The 18,024-nt window shown below is 68.6% G+C and carries 17 protein-coding genes; 7 read left to right on the top strand and 10 right to left on the bottom strand.

All coding sequences use genetic code 11. The annotated features are described in order from the left end of the window. Positions 1 to 95 precede the first annotated feature (95 nt). From ACFFGH_RS04945 to ACFFGH_RS04960, 4 genes are all read right to left on the bottom strand, one after another. Complete coding sequence (locus ACFFGH_RS04945; protein WP_386665373.1) at positions 96 to 1,529, bottom strand: vanadium-dependent haloperoxidase; 1,434 nt, start codon at positions 1,527 to 1,529, stop codon at positions 96 to 98. A gap of 145 nt (positions 1,530 to 1,674) precedes the next feature. Then, positions 1,675 to 2,247, bottom strand: a complete 573-nt coding sequence (locus tag ACFFGH_RS04950) for a nucleoside deaminase (RefSeq protein ID WP_386667371.1) — start codon at positions 2,245 to 2,247, stop codon at positions 1,675 to 1,677. Between the two features lie 14 nt (positions 2,248 to 2,261). Continuing rightward, a complete protein-coding gene (locus tag ACFFGH_RS04955) occupies positions 2,262 to 2,741 on the bottom strand; it encodes a hypothetical protein (RefSeq protein ID WP_386665376.1) in 480 nt (159 codons plus the stop codon). 22 nt (positions 2,742 to 2,763) lie between these two features. Further along, a complete protein-coding gene (locus tag ACFFGH_RS04960) occupies positions 2,764 to 4,539 on the bottom strand; it encodes a glutamine--tRNA ligase/YqeY domain fusion protein (RefSeq protein WP_386665377.1) in 1,776 nt (591 codons plus the stop codon). A 141-nt stretch (positions 4,540 to 4,680) separates the two neighbouring features. Here ACFFGH_RS04960 and ACFFGH_RS04965 point away from each other — a divergent pair, with 141 nt between their 5' ends. Genes ACFFGH_RS04965 through msrA form a run of 3 tightly spaced genes read left to right on the top strand, consistent with a single transcriptional unit; the run spans position 4,681 to position 6,297 of the window. Next, a complete protein-coding gene (locus ACFFGH_RS04965; protein ID WP_386665379.1) occupies positions 4,681 to 4,953 on the top strand; it encodes a putative signal transducing protein in 273 nt (90 codons plus the stop codon). Further along, a complete protein-coding gene (locus tag ACFFGH_RS04970; RefSeq protein WP_386665381.1) occupies positions 4,950 to 5,615 on the top strand; it encodes a glutathione S-transferase family protein in 666 nt (221 codons plus the stop codon). Before ACFFGH_RS04965 ends, ACFFGH_RS04970 begins: the two co-directional genes overlap by 4 nt. A 58-nt stretch (positions 5,616 to 5,673) precedes the next feature. Continuing rightward, positions 5,674 to 6,297: a peptide-methionine (S)-S-oxide reductase MsrA gene (gene msrA, locus ACFFGH_RS04975; protein ID WP_386667373.1), complete on the top strand. Its 624-nt coding sequence runs from the start codon at positions 5,674 to 5,676 to the stop codon at positions 6,295 to 6,297. 33 nt (positions 6,298 to 6,330) lie between these two features. Here the strand turns inward: msrA and ACFFGH_RS04980 are convergent, their stop codons facing one another. The 3 genes from ACFFGH_RS04980 to ahpC all read right to left on the bottom strand — a co-directional run bounded on the left by ACFFGH_RS04980 (position 6,331) and on the right by ahpC (position 9,967). After that, complete coding sequence (locus tag ACFFGH_RS04980; RefSeq protein WP_386665383.1) at positions 6,331 to 7,251, bottom strand: LysR substrate-binding domain-containing protein; 921 nt, start codon at positions 7,249 to 7,251, stop codon at positions 6,331 to 6,333. Between the two features lie 280 nt (positions 7,252 to 7,531). After that, positions 7,532 to 9,115, bottom strand: a complete 1,584-nt coding sequence (gene ahpF, locus ACFFGH_RS04985; protein WP_386667375.1) for an alkyl hydroperoxide reductase subunit F — start codon at positions 9,113 to 9,115, stop codon at positions 7,532 to 7,534. Between the two features lie 288 nt (positions 9,116 to 9,403). Then, positions 9,404 to 9,967, bottom strand: coding sequence for an alkyl hydroperoxide reductase subunit C (gene ahpC / locus ACFFGH_RS04990; RefSeq protein WP_386665385.1), 564 nt, complete (start codon positions 9,965 to 9,967; stop codon positions 9,404 to 9,406). Positions 9,968 to 10,141: 174 nt separating this feature from the next. Between ahpC and prmC the strand changes: the two genes are divergently transcribed. Both prmC and pip read left to right on the top strand, forming a co-directional pair. Further along, positions 10,142 to 10,993 (top strand): peptide chain release factor N(5)-glutamine methyltransferase, encoded by an 852-nt coding sequence (gene prmC, locus ACFFGH_RS04995; RefSeq protein WP_386665387.1) that lies wholly within the window; start codon positions 10,142 to 10,144, stop codon positions 10,991 to 10,993. Between the two features lie 66 nt (positions 10,994 to 11,059). Beyond that, positions 11,060 to 12,001 (top strand): prolyl aminopeptidase, encoded by a 942-nt coding sequence (pip, locus tag ACFFGH_RS05000; protein ID WP_386665390.1) that lies wholly within the window; start codon positions 11,060 to 11,062, stop codon positions 11,999 to 12,001. Positions 12,002 to 12,115: 114 nt separating this feature from the next. Here pip and ACFFGH_RS05005 read toward each other — a convergent pair whose 3' ends face one another. The 3 genes from ACFFGH_RS05005 to ACFFGH_RS05015 are packed head-to-tail and all read right to left on the bottom strand — an operon-like array spanning position 12,116 to position 14,258. Then, positions 12,116 to 12,670: an NUDIX hydrolase gene (locus ACFFGH_RS05005; protein WP_386665392.1), complete on the bottom strand. Its 555-nt coding sequence runs from the start codon at positions 12,668 to 12,670 to the stop codon at positions 12,116 to 12,118. Between the two features lie 29 nt (positions 12,671 to 12,699). Further along, a complete protein-coding gene (locus tag ACFFGH_RS05010) occupies positions 12,700 to 13,647 on the bottom strand; it encodes a 5'-3' exonuclease (RefSeq protein WP_386665395.1) in 948 nt (315 codons plus the stop codon). Further along, positions 13,644 to 14,258 carry a nitroreductase family protein gene (locus ACFFGH_RS05015; protein ID WP_386665397.1) on the bottom strand — a complete coding sequence of 205 codons (615 nt, stop codon included), beginning with the start codon at positions 14,256 to 14,258 and terminating at the stop codon, positions 13,644 to 13,646. Before ACFFGH_RS05015 ends, ACFFGH_RS05010 begins: the two co-directional genes overlap by 4 nt. Positions 14,259 to 14,410: 152 nt before the next feature. Between ACFFGH_RS05015 and ACFFGH_RS05020 the strand changes: the two genes are divergently transcribed. Continuing rightward, entirely contained in the window at positions 14,411 to 16,612 is a 2,202-nt protein-coding gene (locus ACFFGH_RS05020) for a DUF1631 family protein (RefSeq protein WP_386665399.1), read from the top strand. A gap of 258 nt (positions 16,613 to 16,870) precedes the next feature. Next, entirely contained in the window at positions 16,871 to 18,007 is a 1,137-nt protein-coding gene (locus ACFFGH_RS05025) for an NAD(P) transhydrogenase subunit alpha (RefSeq protein WP_386665401.1), read from the top strand. The last annotated feature ends 17 nt before the right edge of the window (positions 18,008 to 18,024 follow it).

The raw sequence follows: 18,024 nt of genomic DNA on the forward strand, positions 1-18,024 counted from the left end.
CGGCCGCCGGTCGGCCGGGCAGGCATTGTCGGGGATCGCGCCGGACAGGTGTTGGCAATCGACGGCGCCGCCCGGCAGGCGGCGCCGTCATGAGGTCAGCCGCCCTGGCGACCGCCGAAGTGGCTGCGGGCCTTCTGCCACGCCTGCTTGCCGATCACACGGCCGACACGGCGGCCTTCGAGATCGCCGATCGAGAAATGGATGCCGCCATAGCGACGCGAGAAACCGGCTTCGTCCGCCGCTTCGCTGAAGGTTGCCCAGTGCAGCTTCACGTCGCGCGCCGGTACCAGGCCCGGCTCGACCAGCGACGAGCCCGCCGGCACCACAGCGGAGTACTCGAAACGGTCGCTGCCGGTGTAGGTGCGCAGCACCTGCGCCGCGGCCGCACTGAACGTGCTGTGGCCGGAGACGCACTCGGCGAACGGCGGGCTGATCGCGTACGCCGGCTGGTACGGCGACCAGGTATGTCCGGCGATCTCCTGCGTGCCGCGGCCGAACCCGGCCCAGGCGCGGATCGTCTTGCCGGCGTAGAGCGTGCGGATTGCGGTGATCGGGCGGACGTAGTCGAGCTCGACCTTGCTGCGCCAAGCGAAAATGCCGGCGTCCATCAGGGCGTTGTTGAGCGCGAAGAACAGCTTGACGTCACCGTCGATGCCGCGGCGGACGCGCTTGGACACGACCTGCGCGAACATGTTCCAGTGGCCCGGAGGGGTGACCGAATGCGGGCCGTTCGCCCAGTATTCGGCGATGACCTTCTGCTTCTCGGTCAGCCGCGCGCTGATCTCGACGATCTCGCGGGCCTCGGCTTCGTACTCGGCCGAGCCGTAACGCGGCGGCGCCTGCAGCCCGTAGCTGCGGTAGGGACGCAGCGCGAACGGCTGCACCCAGCCCCACTGCGGGGTCAGGAACTTCTGCACGTAGGTGCTGCGGCCGTCGTAGGTCGGCACGCGCAGCGGCTGCCAGCGGGAAGGATCAAAGACGTGGGTCTCGCTGTTGACCGGCTGGTAGCCGGTGTAGTCGCTATACGGCGCGCCACCGCGATCGCCGAGCTGATTCGAACCGTCGCGGTGGCGGACTTCGAGCACTTCACCGCAGGCCACGTTCGCGATGCCGGCCGGCTTCGTGACGTCGCCGTTCGACAGGTCCGGACGCTGGCCGGACTTGCGCAGCAGCGCGTCGAAGCGCGGCTTCTCGCTCGGGAACAGGTCGAGCGCGGCGCGGTATGCGGCGTGGCTCACCGCGGCGCGCTTGTTGTCGAGCGTGTGCTCGGCGCGCGGGCGGCGCAGGTGCGAACCGAACTGCGTGCCGCGCGCGGTCTGATCGTAGGCGGCCCAGGCGTCGAACATGCAGGTGTGGGCAATCGCGAGTGCGCGCGAGGCGACGGTCGGGCCTGTGCCGGTGGTCGAGATCGCTTCCAGCAGCGCCTGGTTCCACTGGTTCACCGTCGATGGCTGCGCGGGCTTCGCGATGCCCGTGGCCGGCAGCCACAGCAGCGTTGCCACCACGGCGGCGAGTTTCGTCGTCCTCATGCGTTTCTCCTGATTGGGTTCGAGCCCGGGCCGTCGGGAGGCACGGCAACTCGTGCCCTGCCTGCCGGTTCAGCCACGTGGATTGGCCGTGCAGCGCGTGACCTAACGGCCGCGCTTCAGGCTCGCAGGGGGCAAACGGAGTAAATCAGTAGGACGGGCCACCAAGCTGGCCGTACGTGCGCAGCACGCCGCAGGCGTCGGCGCGGGCGATGTCGCGCACGACCTCGATGCCGCGGCGTTCGAGCTCCCCGACCCAGTCGGCCGGCAGCGGGCCTTCGTCGAATTCGGTCAGCGCCTCGACATCCTCGCTGCGGGCGCCGATCAGCAGGCGGTCGATGCCGGCCCAGACCGTCGCTCCGTAGCACTGGCAGCACGGCTGCGAGGAGGTGGCCAGCGTCATCGGGCCCAGCGCTTCGCCGTTCGCGCCCTCGTTGAGGCGCACGCGCTGAGTGCGCTGCTGGGCAAGCATGTAAGCCATGATTTCAGCGTGTGCGACCGAGCACGCGTGCGGCAACACCCGGTTGACCCCGACCGCGACTATGCGATCGGTCGCATCGAACACGACGGCGCCGAACGGGCCGCCGCTACCGGCCTCGATATTGCGGCGCGACAGCTCGATCGCGAATGCGACCTTGTCGGTGTCGGTCGCAAACGAGCGGGCGGTGTCGAGTTCGTGGATCCACGCCGGCAGCGTGAGGTGGACCTGCGCGTAGAGCATCGTCGGGCCCGCCATCAACGGATCGCGGCGCCCGCGTCGGCCGATTCGCAGCGGCCCTGCACGCAGGCACAGCTTTGGATCTCCTCGAACCCGCAGGTCGACACCATGCCCTGCTGCGCGCATTGCGCCTTGACGGCGCCGGGGTCGGGCTTGGCGTTGGTGTTCAGGCAGGCCGGCTTGTAGCCGCAGCAGCTGCCGACATCCTTCACCGCGCAGTCCGCACTGGTGCGGCAACTGCGGTCCAGCGCCGCAAGCGTGGGCGAATCGCTCGGCGCCGCTGCGCCGGTCGGGCGGATATCCGGCACCTGCTGCGGCGGCAGCGGGTCGCTCATCGGCGGGGCCGGGCGAGTGCGCGCCGGTGGCGTGGCCGCGCGGGCGTCTTCGGTGCCGGGCGCGCCGGCAAGCGCTGCCGAGTCCGGCGGAGGCGCGGCGCAGCCGGCGCCGAGCAGCGTCGCGATCAGCAGGGGAGCAAAGAAACGGCTCAGAACGCGCATGTGCAGGCTCCTTGGCGGGGGCTCAAACCTTGCCTGACCAGACGTCACGCAGCGTGACGCTGCGGTTGAACACCGGTCGGCCCGGCGCGTGGTCGTAGCGGTCGGCGACGAAATAGCCGATGCGTTCGAACTGGAACGACGTCTCCGGCGCCGCCTGGGCCGCGGCGGGCTCGACGTAACCGGTCACCGTGCGGCGCGAGTCCGGATTGATGTGGTCCTGGTAGGTCTTGCCGCCCTCGTCGCTATCGGGGTCGGGTACGACGAACAGCCGGTCGTACAGGCGGATCTCGGCCTCGACCGCATCGGCGGCGCTGACCCAATGGATCGTGCCCTTGACCTTGCGATTCGCACCTTCCATTCCGGGGCGCGATTCGGGGTCGAGCGTGCAGCGCAGTTCGACGATGTGGCCGGCCTCGTTCTTGACGACCTCATCGCAGCGCACGATGCCAGCGCCGCGCAGGCGCGCGTCGCCGCCCACCGTCAGGCGCTTGAAGCCCTTCGGCGGCACTTCCTCGAAATCCTCGCGCTCGATCCACAGCTCCCGCGAGAACGGGACCTGGCGCGTGCCGGCCGACTCGTCCTTCGGGTGGTTCGAGAACGTCAGCGACTCGCTGTGACCGTCAGGCAGATTCGTGATCACCAGCTTCAGCGGATCGATCACGGCCATACGGCGCTGCGCCGCGCCATCGAGGTCGTCACGCAGCGCGCCCTCGAGGATCGAAATGTCGAGCAGCGAGTTCTGCTTGCTGATGCCGACGCGATCGACCATCAGTTTCAGCGCCGACGGCGTATAGCCGCGGCGGCGGATGCCCTGCAGCGTCGGCATGCGCGGGTCGTCCCAGCCATCGACGAGCCCGGCCTGCACCAGCGCCATGAGCTTGCGCTTGCTCATCACGAGGAAGTTGAAGTTCAGGCGCGAGAACTCGATCTGGCGCGGCTTGCTGGCCTCGTTCGGTAGGCCCTTGCGAAGCAGCGGCTCGAGCAGCTCCGGCGAATTCGCCAGGTCGACCTTGTCGACGCACCAGTCGTACAGCGGACGATGGTCTTCGAACTCGAGCGTGCACAGCGAATGGGTGATGCCTTCGATCGCATCGCTGAGCGAATGCGCGAAGTCGTACATCGGATAGATCGGCCATTCGTTACCGGTGTTCTGGTGCTCGACGTGCTTGATCCGGTACAGGGCCGGGTCGCGCATGTTGATGTTGCCGCTCGCCATGTCGATCTTCGCGCGCAGCGTGCGCGAGCCATCGGGAAACTCGCCCGCGCGCATGCGGCGGAACAGGTCGAGGTTTTCCTCGACGCTGCGGTCGCGGTAGGGCGAAGGACGGCCGGGCTCGGTCAGGGTGCCGCGGTATTCGCGCACCTGTTCGGCGGTGAGGTCGTCGACGAATGCATCGCCCTGGCGGATGAGCTTCTCGGCAGCGAGGAAGAACACCTCGAAGTAATCCGACGCGTGGCGCAGGTCGTGCCACTCGAAACCGAGCCAGCGCACGTCGTCCTGGATCGCACGCACGTACTCGGGGTCTTCCTTCGCCGGGTTCGTATCGTCGAGGCGAAGGTTGCAGTCACCACCGAATTCCTGCGCAAGGCCGAAGTCCAGGCAGATCGCCTTCGCGTGGCCGATGTGCAGGTAGCCGTTCGGCTCGGGCGGGAAGCGCGTGCGGATCGCGTCGTGCTTTCCGCTTGCGAGGTCCTCGCGGACGATCTGGCGGATGAAGTCGTTGCGCACGACGGATTCGGTGCCGCCGGCATCGGCGGACGGGACGGTGGCGATCGGAGCGGACGAAGAAGCGGACATTGCGCGGTGGGGCCGGGCGGAAAACCGCAAGTCTAGCCGGTCGATGCGAAGCGGGCTGTCGTCATGGCCCTTCATGCGCGCGCGGGTATGTGCCACGTAAGGTGGCGTTACCGCGTCGATCGACGTGTACGGAGCGGTGCCATGCGAGTGGTTTACGAAGCGGCGAACCTGATCGATGCCCATCTCGTGCGGCATGCGCTCGAGGACGCGGGCCTGCCGGTGTTCCTGCGCGGCGAAGCGCTGATTGGGGGAATGGGGGAGCTGCCACTGTTCGGCGTGGTGGCGGTCTGCGTGCCCGAGGCCGCGCTGCCTGCCGCGCGCGATATCGTGCAGTCGCTTCCGATCACGGCGCCGCCCCCGCTGCAGCCGGTCGACGAACCCCATTCCATTCCCATCAACGGAAAACTCGCATGAGCGAAGCGCTCGCCACCCTGGTCATCGGCAACAAGAACTACTCATCCTGGTCGCTGCGGCCGTGGCTGCTGATGCGCGAGTTCGGAATCGCGTTCAGGGAAGAGCAACTGGCGCTCGATACGCCCGGGTTCGCCGAGCGCATCGGTACGCTGTCGCCGACGCGGCGCGTGCCGGCGCTGCATGACGGCGGGCTCGTGGTCTGGGATTCGCTCGCGATCTGCGAATACGTCAACGACCGCTGGCTGCATGGCCGCGGATGGCCCGAGCGCGTCGACAGCCGCGCGCTCGCACGCTCGGCGGCGGCCGAGATGCATTCGGGTTTCGCCGCACTGCGCAGCCAGCTGCCGATGAATTCGCGGCGCACGCCTGATAGCTACCGCTGGGATGCTGCTGCCCAGGCTGACATCGACCGCGTGCAACAGCTCTGGTGCGAACTGCGCAAGCGGCACGCGGACGAGGGCGAGTTTCTCTGCGGGCGGTTCGGCATCGTCGATGCGATGTTCGCGCCGGTCGTGATCCGGTTCGACGGCTACGGCGTGCAAAGCGACGAGACCTGCATGCAGTACATGCAGGCCATCAATGCGCTGCCCGGTATGCGCGAATGGCGCGATGCCGCCACGCGCGAACCCGAAGTGATCGAAGGCAGCGAAAAGCGCGGCTGAGGCGGGCAGGGACGGCGTGGCGCGAAGGCTTCCAGGCATCGGCGCGTTCAAGCAGCGGATGCCGATGCCCGACCGCGCACTGCCCGGCCGGGAGCAGCTGATGGCGCTGCGCAGCAACCGCCACCATGTGCACGGGCGGCCGCTCCAGGGCGCATTCAGCGGCCTGCAGCGCGTGCAGTTCGGCATGGGCTGTTTCTGGGGCGCCGAGCGGATGTTCTGGTCGACGCCGGGCGTGTTCACGACCGCGGTCGGCTACGCGGGCGGGTATACGCCGAACCCGACGTACCCCGAGGTCTGCAGCGGCGAAACCGGCCATGCCGAGGCCGTGCTCGTGGTGTACGACCCGCACCTCGTCAGCCTCGACGCACTGCTGAGAACGTTCTGGGAAGGCCACGACCCGACGCAGGGCATGCGCCAGGGCAACGATCTGGGTACGCAGTACCGCTCGGTGATCCATTGCCAGACGCAGGCCCAGTTCGATGCCGCGATCGCGAGCCGCGATGCTTTCCAACGGCGGCTCGCAGCGGCGGGCCTTGGCGAGATCACGACCTGGATCGTCCACCCGGAGCCCGCGTTCTACTACGCCGAGGACGAGCACCAGCAGTACCTGTCCAAGGACCCGGACGGCTACTGCGGGCTGGGCGGAACCGGGGTTGGCTGCCCGATAGGCCCGGTTGCGTGACCCGGAAACAGGGTCGGCCCTGAGCTGCGAACGCTAGACGGCTGCGCGCCCCGGAAACTCGAGCAATCCCGGCGGCAGCGCGCGGAACTCCTCCGCGAGCAGGGTCAGAAACTCGCCCATCGCCGAGCTGCGCCGCCAGACCAGCGCGATCTGCCGGTGCGGCGCCTCGCCTTCGAACGGCAGCAGGGCGACCTCAGGTGATGCCGGCACCGGCGGCTGCACCGCGAGCATCGGCAACAGCGTAAGCCCGACGCCGGCAGCGACCATCTGGCGCAGCGTCTCGAGGCTGGTCGCGCGGAAACCTTCGCGCTCGTCCGCGCCGGCCAGCCGACAGACATCCAGCGCCTGGTCGCGCAGGCAGTGGCCTTCCTCGAGCAGCAGCAGATGCACGTCGTCGAGGTCGCCCATGCGCAGCGACGTCTGCTGCGCCAGCGCATGTCGGCGCGGCACGGCCAGCACGAACGGCTCGTCGAACAGGCGCTCCACATGCAGCTGCTCGTCGTGCAGCGGCAGCGCGAGCAGGCCCGCGTCGAGGCGGCCATCGCGCAGGCGCGCGAGGATCTGGTCGGTTTTTTCCTCGACCAGCAGCAGTTCCAGCCGCGGAAAACGCTCGCGCAGGCGCGGCACCACGTGCGGCAGCAGGTATGGCCCGAGCGTGGGAAACAGGCCGAGCCGGACCGTGCCGGCTTCGGGATCCTGGCTGCGCCGCGCGACCTGCACCATCTGGTCGACTTCAGCGATCACCTTGCGGGCGCGGTCGGCGATCTCGCGCCCGACCGGGGTCAGCATCACGCGCCGCGGTGCACGCTCGACCAATGAGACGCCGAGCTCGTCCTCGAGCTTGCGGATCTGCGTCGACAGCGTCGGCTGGCTGACGAAACTGGCTTGCGCCGCGCGGCCGAAATGCCGGTGATCGGCCAGGGCGACGAGGTATTTGAGGTCGCGCAGGTTCATGCGGGCGATGGTAGCGAGTCGCGGCAGCGCACACGGCTCGATGCGCTGTTGTCGATCGTTTTCGCAGCTTGGGCAGGCGCAGCGCAGCCGGGCTAAGGAGGTTTTCGAGCCGCCGGGATGTGACCGAGGGCGTGTCGGCCGGCGGAGGTCGCGTCGAGCGGCCCATGGATGGGCCGCGCGGTGAGTCGGGCCGCGATGGCCTGACCGAGCCGAAAGCGACCTGCTCCGGTCGGCGCGCCCGGGCCGACGCACTCTGGCGCCACCCGGGCTACGTTATGTATCAGGCTGCGACGGCCTGTTCCATCGGCGCCGACGTACGGATCAGGTGGTCGAATGCGCTCAATGCCGCCGTCGATCCCGCGCCCATCGCGATCACGATCTGCTTGTACGGCACTGTGGTGGCGTCGCCGGCGGCGAACACGCCCGGGACCGACGTTGCGCCGCGATCGTCGATCACGATCTCGCCGTGCTTGGACAGCTCGAGCGTGCCCTTGAGCCACTCCGTGTTCGGCAGCAGGCCGATCTGCACGAACACACCCTCGAGCCCGACCGTACGCGATGCCCCCGAGTTGCGGTCCTTGACCACGATGCCGGTGACCTTGCTGCCGTCGCCGAGCACTTCGGTGGTTTGCCCGCTGACGATGATCTCGACGTTCGGCAGGCTGCGCAGCTTGCGCTGCAGCACCTCGTCGGCACGCAGTTTCGAATCGAATTCCACCAGCGTGACGTGCGCGACGATGCCCGCGAGATCGATCGCGGCCTCGACGCCGGAGTTGCCGCCACCAATCACCGCCACGCGCTTACCCTTGTACAGCGGGCCGTCGCAGTGCGGGCAGTAGGCCACGCCCTTGTTGCGGTACTGCTCTTCGCCGGGCACGTTCATCTGCCGCCAGCGCGCGCCGGTCGACAGGATCACCGAGCGCGCCAGCAGCGTCGCACCGTTCTCGAGCTCGACTCCCACCAGGCCGCCCGGCTCGCTGGCCGGGACGAGCTTCGTCGCGCGCTGCAGGTTCATGATGTCGACCTCGTAGTCGCGCACGTGCTGCTCGAGTGCGACCGCAAGCTTCGGGCCCTCGGTGTACGACACCGAGATGAAATTCTCGATCGCCATCGTGTCCAGCACCTGGCCGCCGAAACGCTCGGCGACCACGCCCGTGCGGATGCCCTTGCGGGCTGCGTAGATCGCCGATGCCGCACCGGCCGGGCCACCGCCGACGACGAGCATGTCGAACGGCGCTTTCTCGCGGATCTGCGCAGCGCTGCGGGCCGCGGCGCCGGTGTCGAGCTTGGCGATGATCTGTTCGACCGTCATGCGGCCGGCATCGAACGGCTGGCCGTTGAGGAAGATCGTCGGCACCGACATGATTTCGCGCGCCTGCACCTCATCCTGGAACAGCGCGCCGTCGATCGCGACGTGCTTGATGTTCGGGTTGATCACGCTCATGACGTTCAGCGCCTGGATCGTGTCCGGGCAGCTCTGGCACGACAGCGACATGAACGTTTCGAAGCGGAAGTCGCCCTCGAGGTCGCGGATCTGGTTCTGCACGTCCTCCTCGAGCTTCGGCGGATGGCCGCCGACCTGCAGCAGCGCGAGCACGAGCGAGGTGAACTCGTGGCCCAGCGGGATGCCGGCGAAGCGCACGTCGATGTCGGTGCCCTTGCGCACGATCGCGAACGACGGCTTGCGCAAGTCCTCATCGGTGCGCAGGTACTCGATCTTGTCGGACAGCGAGGCGATGTCCTGCAGCAGCGACTCGAGTTCGCGCGACTTGTCGCCGTCGTCTAGCGAGGCAACGAGCTGGATCGGCTGGACCAGGCGTTCGAGGTAGGACTGCAGCTGGGTCTTGAGCGTGGCGTCGAGCATGGGGAATGCCTCCATGGTCAGGAACAAAGTGGGAGCAGGGCCTTGGCGCAGCCGAGACGCCGACCGCTGATGTGGCGGAAGGCGGTGCGCTGGACGGTGCCGATCCGGTCGGGTCGGGCGTGCAGCGGGCGCGTGGTCGCGGCTGCGCGAATCGCCAGTGTTTGCAGGAGCGGCCTGGACCGCAGGAGAGAGCCGGTGGGGTCAGGCCGGCGTGGTCCAAGCCGCTGGTGCAAGCATCCGGAAGCGGAGCCGGGCGATGGCCGCCCGGCATCCGCGGGGATCGATCGATCAGATCTTGCCGACGAGGTCGAGCGACGGCTTGAGCGTCTCGGCGCCCTGCTGCCACTTGGCCGGGCAGACCTCGCCCGGATGCTCGGCGACGTAGCGCGCGGCCTTGAGCTTGCGCAGCGCTTCCTTCATGTCGCGGGCGATCGCGTTGTCGTGGATCTCGTAGGCCTTGATCACGCCTTCGGGATTGACGATGAAGGTGCCGCGCAGGGCGAGGCCTTCTTCTTCGATATGCACGTCGAACGCGCGGGTGAGTTGGTGCGTCGGGTCGCCGACCAGCGGGAACTTCGCCTTGCCGACGGCAGGCGAGGTTTCGTGCCACACCTTGTGCGAGAAATGGGTGTCGGTGGTGACGATGTAGACCTCGGCGCCAGCCTGCTGGAACTGTTCGTAGTTCTCGGCGGCGTCCTCGACTTCGGTCGGGCAGTTGAACGTGAATGCGGCCGGCATGAACACCACGACCGACCACTTGCCCTTCAGGTTCGCCTCGGTGACTTCGACGAACTTGCCGTTATGGAAGGCCTGGGTCTTGAACGGCTTGACCGGAGTGTTGATCAACGACATCAGTGGAGCTCCTTGTTTGGGAAACAGCCGCCAAGAATAGGGTGGGCTGCATGATCGTTCAAATTGATTAATGGAATTGTTTGGATTGACGGTGGCTATGGGTCCGATTGGGCCGCGCAATGCGCTTGTCCCAATCGCGGAGGGGTTGCAGCGGTCGGCCGCTACCATGCGCCTATGAACCTGCCTCACCCTGACGCCGCGGGCCCACGCGTCGACCAGCTGCTCGCCGACGCACGCGGACGCATCGACGCGATCGACGCCGAGGTGCTGCTCGCGCACGTGCTCGATCGATCGCGCACCTGGCTGTTCGCGTATGGCGATGCGGTCGCAGACCCTGCCCAGGCCGAGCGATTCGCCGGGCTCGTGGCGCGACGTGAAGCGGGCGAGCCGGTCGCCTATCTCACCGGCCGCCGCGGCTTCTGGCGGTTCGATCTGGCGGTGACGCCGGCAACCTTGATCCCGCGGCCTGAAACCGAACTGCTGGTCGAGCTGGCGCTGGAGCGGATCCCCGCCGGCGGAGCCCCATGCGTTGCCGATCTCGGCACCGGCAGCGGCGCGATCGCGCTCGCGTTGGCTTACGAGAGACCCGGCGCGCGTGTCATCGCGACCGATGCGAGCGACGAAGCGCTCGAAGTGGCACGGTCGAACGCGGTCGAGCTCGGGCTGTCGAACGTCGAGTTCCGGCTGGGCGACTGGTGTGCGCCGATCGCCGGCGCAACGTTCGACGTGATCGCCAGCAACCCGCCGTACATCGCGCGCGACGATGCGCACCTCAAGCAGGGCGACCTGCGGTTCGAACCGGCCACGGCGCTGGCGTCCGGCGACGATGGGCTGGACGCGATCCGGACGATCGCGCGCGACGCGCTGCCGTGCGTGCGCGCTGGAGGCTGGCTGCTGCTCGAGCACGGCTTTGACCAAGGCGCCGCGGTGCGCGCATTGCTTGAAGCGCAGGGGTGGCGCGATGTGGCCACGGCTGCGGACCTCGAGGCCCGCGACCGCGTCACGCTCGGGCGCCGCGCGATGTAACGCAAAGTACCCACGGATCTGCACCACACGGTTGCTAGACTGCCGCTCCCAGTCAGGAGGCCTCCGATGCGCACGCTCTATCCGGACATCGAACCGTTCGACACCGGCACGCTCAAGGTCGACGACCGGCACACGCTCTACTACGAGCAGTGCGGCAACCCGGACGGCAAGCCGGTTGTGCTGCTGCACGGCGGTCCCGGGGCGGGCTGCAACGAGAAGATGCGGCGTTTCCACGATCCGTCGAAATACCGCATCGTGCTGTTCGATCAGCGTGGTGCGGGGCGTTCGACGCCGCACGCGGACCTGGTCGACAACACGACCTGGCACCTCGTCTCCGATATCGAAAAGCTGCGCGAGATGCTCGGCATCGAGCGCTGGCAGGTATTCGGCGGCTCGTGGGGTTCGACGCTCGCGCTCGCGTATGCGCAGGCGCATCCGCAACGCGTCACCGAGCTCGTCCTGCGCGGCATCTTCATGCTGCGGCGCTGGGAGCTGGAGTGGTTCTATCAGGAAGGCGCATCGCGGCTGTTCCCGGATGCGTGGGAGCACTACCTCGCCGCGATCCCGCCGGTCGAGCGTCACGACCTGATCAGCGCCTACCACCGCCGCCTGACGTCCGATGATCTCGAGACCCGTCTCGCCGCCGCGCGCGCATGGAGCGTCTGGGAGGGCGCGACGAGCTTCCTGCACGTCGACCCGCATTTTGCGTCGAGCCATGAGGACGCCTCGTTCGCGCTCGCGTTCGCGCGCATCGAGAACCACTACTTCGTCCACAGCGGCTTCTTCGAAGTCGACGATCAGCTGCTGCGCGATGCGCACCGGTTAGCGGACATCCCCGGCGTGATCGTGCACGGGCGCTACGACGTGGTCTGCCCGGTCGCGAACGCCTGGGACCTGCACCGCGCGTGGCCACGGGCCGAGCTCTCGATCACGCCGACGTCCGGGCATTCGGCGCTGGAGCCCGAAAACGTCGATGCCCTGGTGCGCGCGACCGATCGCTTCGCGTAAGCACGAGGGCCGGGCTGCGCGGCGGATTGCCGTGCGGCTCGACGGGTCCCAAGGCCACAACACGAGGGCGCGGACTGCTGCAGTCCGCGCCCTGTCGTTTATGCCGCGTGCGCGCTAGCCAGCGCCGGGCGCCGGCGTGCCGTCCGGATTGCGTTCGAGCATCCACAGCCCCGCCCAGAGCTTGAGGTCGAGCTCGAACCCCTCTCGGCCTTTCTGCATCAGCCAGGCAGGGGCGTCCTTGCGCGGAACCTCGTGCACGATGATCGCTTCGTCGCCGACCCCGCCGCCCTTGCCGACCCGGCGCAGCCCGGTCGCGCGCACGAATGCGATCCGCTCGCTGCTCATGCCGGCCGAGGTTGGCCCGGTCAGCAACACGTCCACGTGCTCGGGCTCCCAGCCGGTTTCCTCGATGAGTTCGCGGCGCGCGGCATCGGCAAGCGTGTCACCGGCGTTTTCGTCACCGACCAGCCCTGCAGGCATTTCGATCGTGCGTCGGCCAAGCGGGATGCGGTGCTGTTCGACGAACAGCACGCAATCGTCCGGGGTCACCGCAACGACGATCACGGCCATGCCTTCGCCGTGCGTGCGCTCCACGTACTCCCAATGGCCGCGGCGCAACATCCGCAGCCATTCGCCCGCGTAGATGGTTTCGAGGGGCGCTTCGCTCATCCCGGATCCTCTGGCGTGATGGGTCGATCCTAAGCGGTCGGCGTTGACGGCGCGTAATCGATGCCCGCCGCCGCATGCAGCCGACGCCGGGTGAGCGGGCCGAACCGCAGCGCTTCGCACAGCGCGGTCAGCGCATCGGGGCAGGTCGTGCCCCGCGCGAACGGAAGCTTGAGCGGGTCGATCGGCGCATGCAGCGCGATCGTCGAAAGCTGCCGGCACAGCAGTGCCTGCTCGCGATGCTGGCGCAGCTTCACCGCGCATGCGGCAGCGCCACGCAGCCGCAGGTAGGGCACTTCGTCGATGCGTTCGAGCAGCGCGTCGAGCGTGCCGAAGTGCGCAAGCAGCGCGGCCGCGGTCTTCGCGCCGATGCCGGGCACACCCGGAATGTTGTCGACCGCGTCGCCGGTAAGCGCCAGGTAGTCGGCGATCTGGTGCGCGTGCACGCCGTGCCGCGCAGGCACGCCAGCCGCGGTCCAGCGCTGGTTGCGCGCGTAATCCCACTGCTCGTCGGCCTCGGCGAGCAGCTGTGAAAGGTCCTTGTCCGGCGAAACGATGACCGCGCGGAATCCATGGCCGCGCGCGGCCTGCGCTGCGGTACCGATCAGGTCGTCGGCCTCGAAATCGCGATGCGCGAGCACCTGCAGGCCGAGCACTTCGCACAGCGTCTTGCAATGGCCGAATTGCCGCCTGAGCTCTTCGGGCGCTGGCTCCCTGTTGGCCTTGTACGCGGGATAGATCGCGTTCCGAAAGCACGAGTCCAGCGCCTCGTCGAACGCGACCGCGATGTTCCGCGGGCGCACGCGTTCGATCAGTTCCAGCAGGAAGCGCGCAAACCCGTGCACCGCGTTGGTCGGCCAGCCTTCGCTGTCATGGAACTCGTTCGGCATCGAATGCCACGCGCGGAACACGTAGATGCTCGCGTCGACCAGGTACAGCGGTGGGCGCGGCGGGGTGGTGGATTCGGGATGCGTGCTCATGGCGCTCGTTCCACCGCCGGAGCCGGGTGCAATCCATCCGCCCGCCAATCGACGAGCAGCGCACGTGGATCGGGCCGATCACGCTCGGGCGTCTCGAGCTTCGGCGTGCCGATATGGACAAAACCGACAATGCGCTCATCCGCCTGCACACCGAGCCACTCGCGCACCTGCTCGTCGTAGGCCAGCCAGCCCGTCAGCCAGATCGCACCGAAGCCGCAGGCATGGGCGGCGTGCAGCAGCGCGAAGCACACGTTGGACGCGGTCGAAAAACGTTCCGACTCGGGAATCTTGTCATCGGGACCCAGTCGCGCCACCACGGCGACGATCACCGGGGCATACGAAAAGCGCATGCGGTCTTTTTCGATGACGGCATCGCTGGCATTGGGGTCGCGTTCGCGCGAGCGCGCTGCAAGGCGCTCGCCCAGTGCGTGGCGCGCATCGCCTGCAATGCGGATGAAGCGGAATGGCACGCGCTTGCCGTGGTCGGGCACGCGCACGGCCGACTGCAGCATGCGCAGCAGCGTGGCCTCGTCCGGGCCCGGCTCCATCAGCTGTTTCGGCGGAACCGAGCGGCGCGCATCGAGTGCGGAGAGGGCGTCACTGACGGCCATTTGCCGGGGGTCAAGATTCGAGTGGGGCATCAATCACAGATCGGAAATTTTGTTGATGAAGTGACGCAATCCGGCACTAGTCTGCCTGAGAGGGTCGTTTAACGACCCGGCTAGAACCCCTCACACTTCGCCAGCGCTCGGGAGACATCGCAATGTCCGGCTATCCGCTCGACATCGGGCTTGCAACACGAACCGACCCGGCGCGCGTCCTCGAGGAGATGAAGCGCCTCGCCGTCGAACAGCTCGGCACGTTGCCGCATAACCTTGCCCAAGGCGTCGAAAAGACGCTGCAGGCTTCGGCAGGCGGCCCCTCGTTCGAAGAGCAGGGGGCGCTCCAGCTGCTGCGCCAGCACGGCGCTAGCCATGTAATGCGGTTCCGGCAGCAAATCGCAAGCGGGTTCGACGAATTCCGCGGGCCGCTGTCACGCACTGCGGGCGCGGAGCTGAACCTGATCGACGAACAGCACCTGGACCTGCACCTGACCGGGCAGCGTCTGGCCGAGATGCTCGAGCAGCGCTACCAGCGCCCGCTCGAGGTCATGAAGCAGCGCCTGGGATCAGTGTCTTCCGCGCTTGGGACGCACGTGGGGCCGAATCCGGTCGCGCCGGCCCGCCTTGTCGGTGCATTCATTTCGACCTACGGCGATCTGGAGCTGCCGGCCGCGTTCCACGGCGTCATGTTCCGGCAGTACCAGCTCGCGCTTGGCCGGGTGCTGGACGAGCTGTACGTGCGCATCAACGCCACGCTCGCCACGGCGGGATACGGCGCGGATGTGGCGTCGCGCCGCACGACGCCTCTGCCGTCCAGCCGGCCCTGGAACGAGCAGGCGCTCGAGCCGCCCGCGACGCGCCAGCCGGATCCGCCGCTGGCCCGCTCTCCGGGCGCGGAGGCCGCTGCGGAGATCTCCATGGCGGCCCCGGTCGTCAGTTCGCGACTGGCGGGCGAGCTCATGAGCCTGCGCTCCCAGCTGCATGCCCGCCGGCGCCAGGCCGCCGAAATCGACACCGATGCGCACCGCCGCGCGATGCAGCGCCGTCCGCTGCAGTCGCGCGACGTGCTCACGATCGCGTCGGTGATGCAGTCCGAACCGCCGGACACGTTCGCACGTGCGCTAGCCGCGTCCGGCCGACTCGCCGACGTCGTCCGCGATCAGATGCTCGAAGGCGCGCGCCGGCTGGGCCTGGGTGCGGACGGACTCCGCCTCGGCGAGCAGGAGGAAGACGCGATCGACCTGGTGTCGATGCTGTTCGAATCGCTGTTCCGCACGCACACGCTCGAGGACCGCGCGCGCCGCGTGTACGGGCGCCTTGTGCTGCCGTACGTGAAGGTTGCGCTGGCGGGTGATGCATTGTTCGTGCAGCCGCAGCACCCGGCGCGCCGGCTGCTCGATGCGGTCACCGAAGCCTGCGAGGGCAACGACGCTGCGACGCCGCATGACCGTGAACTGCTCGAGCGCGCATCGGCGGTCTCGCAGCGCGTCGTGGCCGAGTACAACGAGGACATGGCGGTGTTCGAGCTGGCCCACGCCGAGCTCGAAGCCCTGCTGGTCCAGCAGCGCCGCCGTGGCGAGATGCAGGAAAGCCGCGCTGCCAAGGCGACCTTCGGCCGCGAGCGCCTGGCGCAGGCCCGTGCGATGGCGGATGCCGCGCTCGATACGCATTTCGCGGCCCGGCCGCTGACTTCGGCGGTCGCGGAGTTCCTGTCCGCGCCGTGGCGCCACCATTTCGTGCAGACGCTGCTGCGTGATGGCGACGAATGCGAGCGTGTGCAGCAGATCCGCGCGCTCGGCCACGCCTTGGTCGAGGTGGATGCGCTTGCCGAACAGGCGCGCGGGCGCGAGCTCGCGGACAGGCTCGTCGCGCTGCAGCCTTCGATCGTGCTGTGCCTCGGCAGCCTTGGGCTTGACGAGAATGCGGCGCGTCATGGCGTCGCGATGCTGGTGCGCGACCTGGCGACGCCCGACACCGAGCGCCGTCGGCAGGCCGTCACGCCGCTGGCCGGCGATGAGCCCGCAAATGACGACCCCAAACTCTGGCTCGCCGGCGGCACGGCGACCGTGCCGCACGATCCGGGCGTGGCGGCGGTGATCCGCAGGCTGCAGCCGGGCGAATGGCTGCGCATGGTCGATCCGCAGGGCGAGGCGTGTTCGGTCAAGGTCGCCTGGGTCAGCCCGTTGACGTCACGACTGCTGCTGGTCAACCGGCGCGGCATGCGCGTGCTCGTCGCCGCGCCCGAGGAACTGGCGGCGATGGTCGCGTCGGGCGGCGTGATGCTCGGCGGCGAACGCACGCCGTTCTCCGAGGCGATGCGCCAGTTGCGCCAGCGCCTGGACCACGCGGTCGGCCAGCACTGATCGAGCGCGGGTGCTCGCCGATCGCGGCGGGCGGCTCGTCTGGCATCGCGCAGCGAGTGGGGCGCCGGCTTCACCTGCTGGCGCCCTCATGTCGGCATGGCGGCGCGCTTTGTCGCTGTTGCCGCCCCCTGTACGACGAAGGCCGCCAGAGGTCATGCGACGCCATGCGGTAACGCGGCTTCATGACGGCGCACCGCAGCAGGCGTCGCCGCGCCGGCTCTTGGCTTAGCATGCGGAAACCCTCGCGGAGCACATCGCATGTCGACCGATCCGTCGCAATCGAGTTCGCCGTCTGCTGGTCCCGTCGTTGCGGTCGCGCGTGAGTCGGCTCCCGGCGAGCGGCGGGTGGCGGCGACGCCCGAGACCTGCCGCAAGCTTGGCGCCCTCGGCGCTCGCGTCCGGGTTGCAAGCCGCGCGGGGCTGGGCGCGCATTTCGCCGACGAGGCATACGCGCAGGCCGGTGCCGAAGTGGTCGACGACGAAAGCGCACTGCTCGGTACCGCGGACGTGGTGCTGTGCGTGCAGTCGCCCGCGGCGGCATCGATCGAACGCATGCAGCGCGGCGCGGTACTCGTCGGTCAGCTGGCCTTGCAGCCGGGCAGCGACCGGGCCGAGGCGATCGCGGCGCGAGAGGTGACCGCGTTCCCGCTCGAGCGCCTGCCGCGCACCACGCGGGCGCAGGCGATGGACGTCCTGAGTTCGCAGGCGGGCATGGCGGGCTACAAGGCCGTACTGATCGCCGCACAACTGGCGCCGCGCTTCTTCCCGATGCTGACCACGGCGGCCGGCACGATTCGTCCCTCGCGGCTGCTGGTGATCGGCGCCGGCGTGGCCGGGTTGCAGGCCATCGCGACCGCGCGTCGGCTGGGCGCGCAGGTCGAAGGCTTCGATGTGCGGCCCGAGACCCGCGAACAGATCGAGTCGCTCGGCGGGCGATTCCTGGATCTCGGCGTCAGCGCCGCGGGCGAGGGCGGCTACGCGAGGGCACTGACCGACGAAGAGCGGGCCGAGCAGCAGCGGCGCCTCGGTGAGCACCTCAAGAGCATCGACGTCATCGTCAGCACCGCAGCGGTTCCCGGCCGGCCGGCACCTCGCATCATCAGCGCCGCGATGGTCGCCGGCATGAAGCCCGGCAGCGTCATCGTCGACCTCGCGGCCGAGACCGGCGGCAACTGCGAACTCACCGTGCCGGGTCAGAACGCCGAAGTTGGCGGCGTCACGATTGCAGGCCCGCTCAATCTCGCAAGCCAGGGCGCGGTGCACGCCAGCGAGATGTTCGCGCGCAACGTGTTCAATTTCGTCAGCCTGTTCATTGCCGAGGGCGGCGTTGCGTTCGACTGGGGCGATGAACTGCTCGCACACACGGTCTGGCCGCCACGCGACGCCGCCAGCTGACGCCGCAGGCGGCCCGC

It is taken from the genome of Lysobacter korlensis (assembly GCF_042434515.1).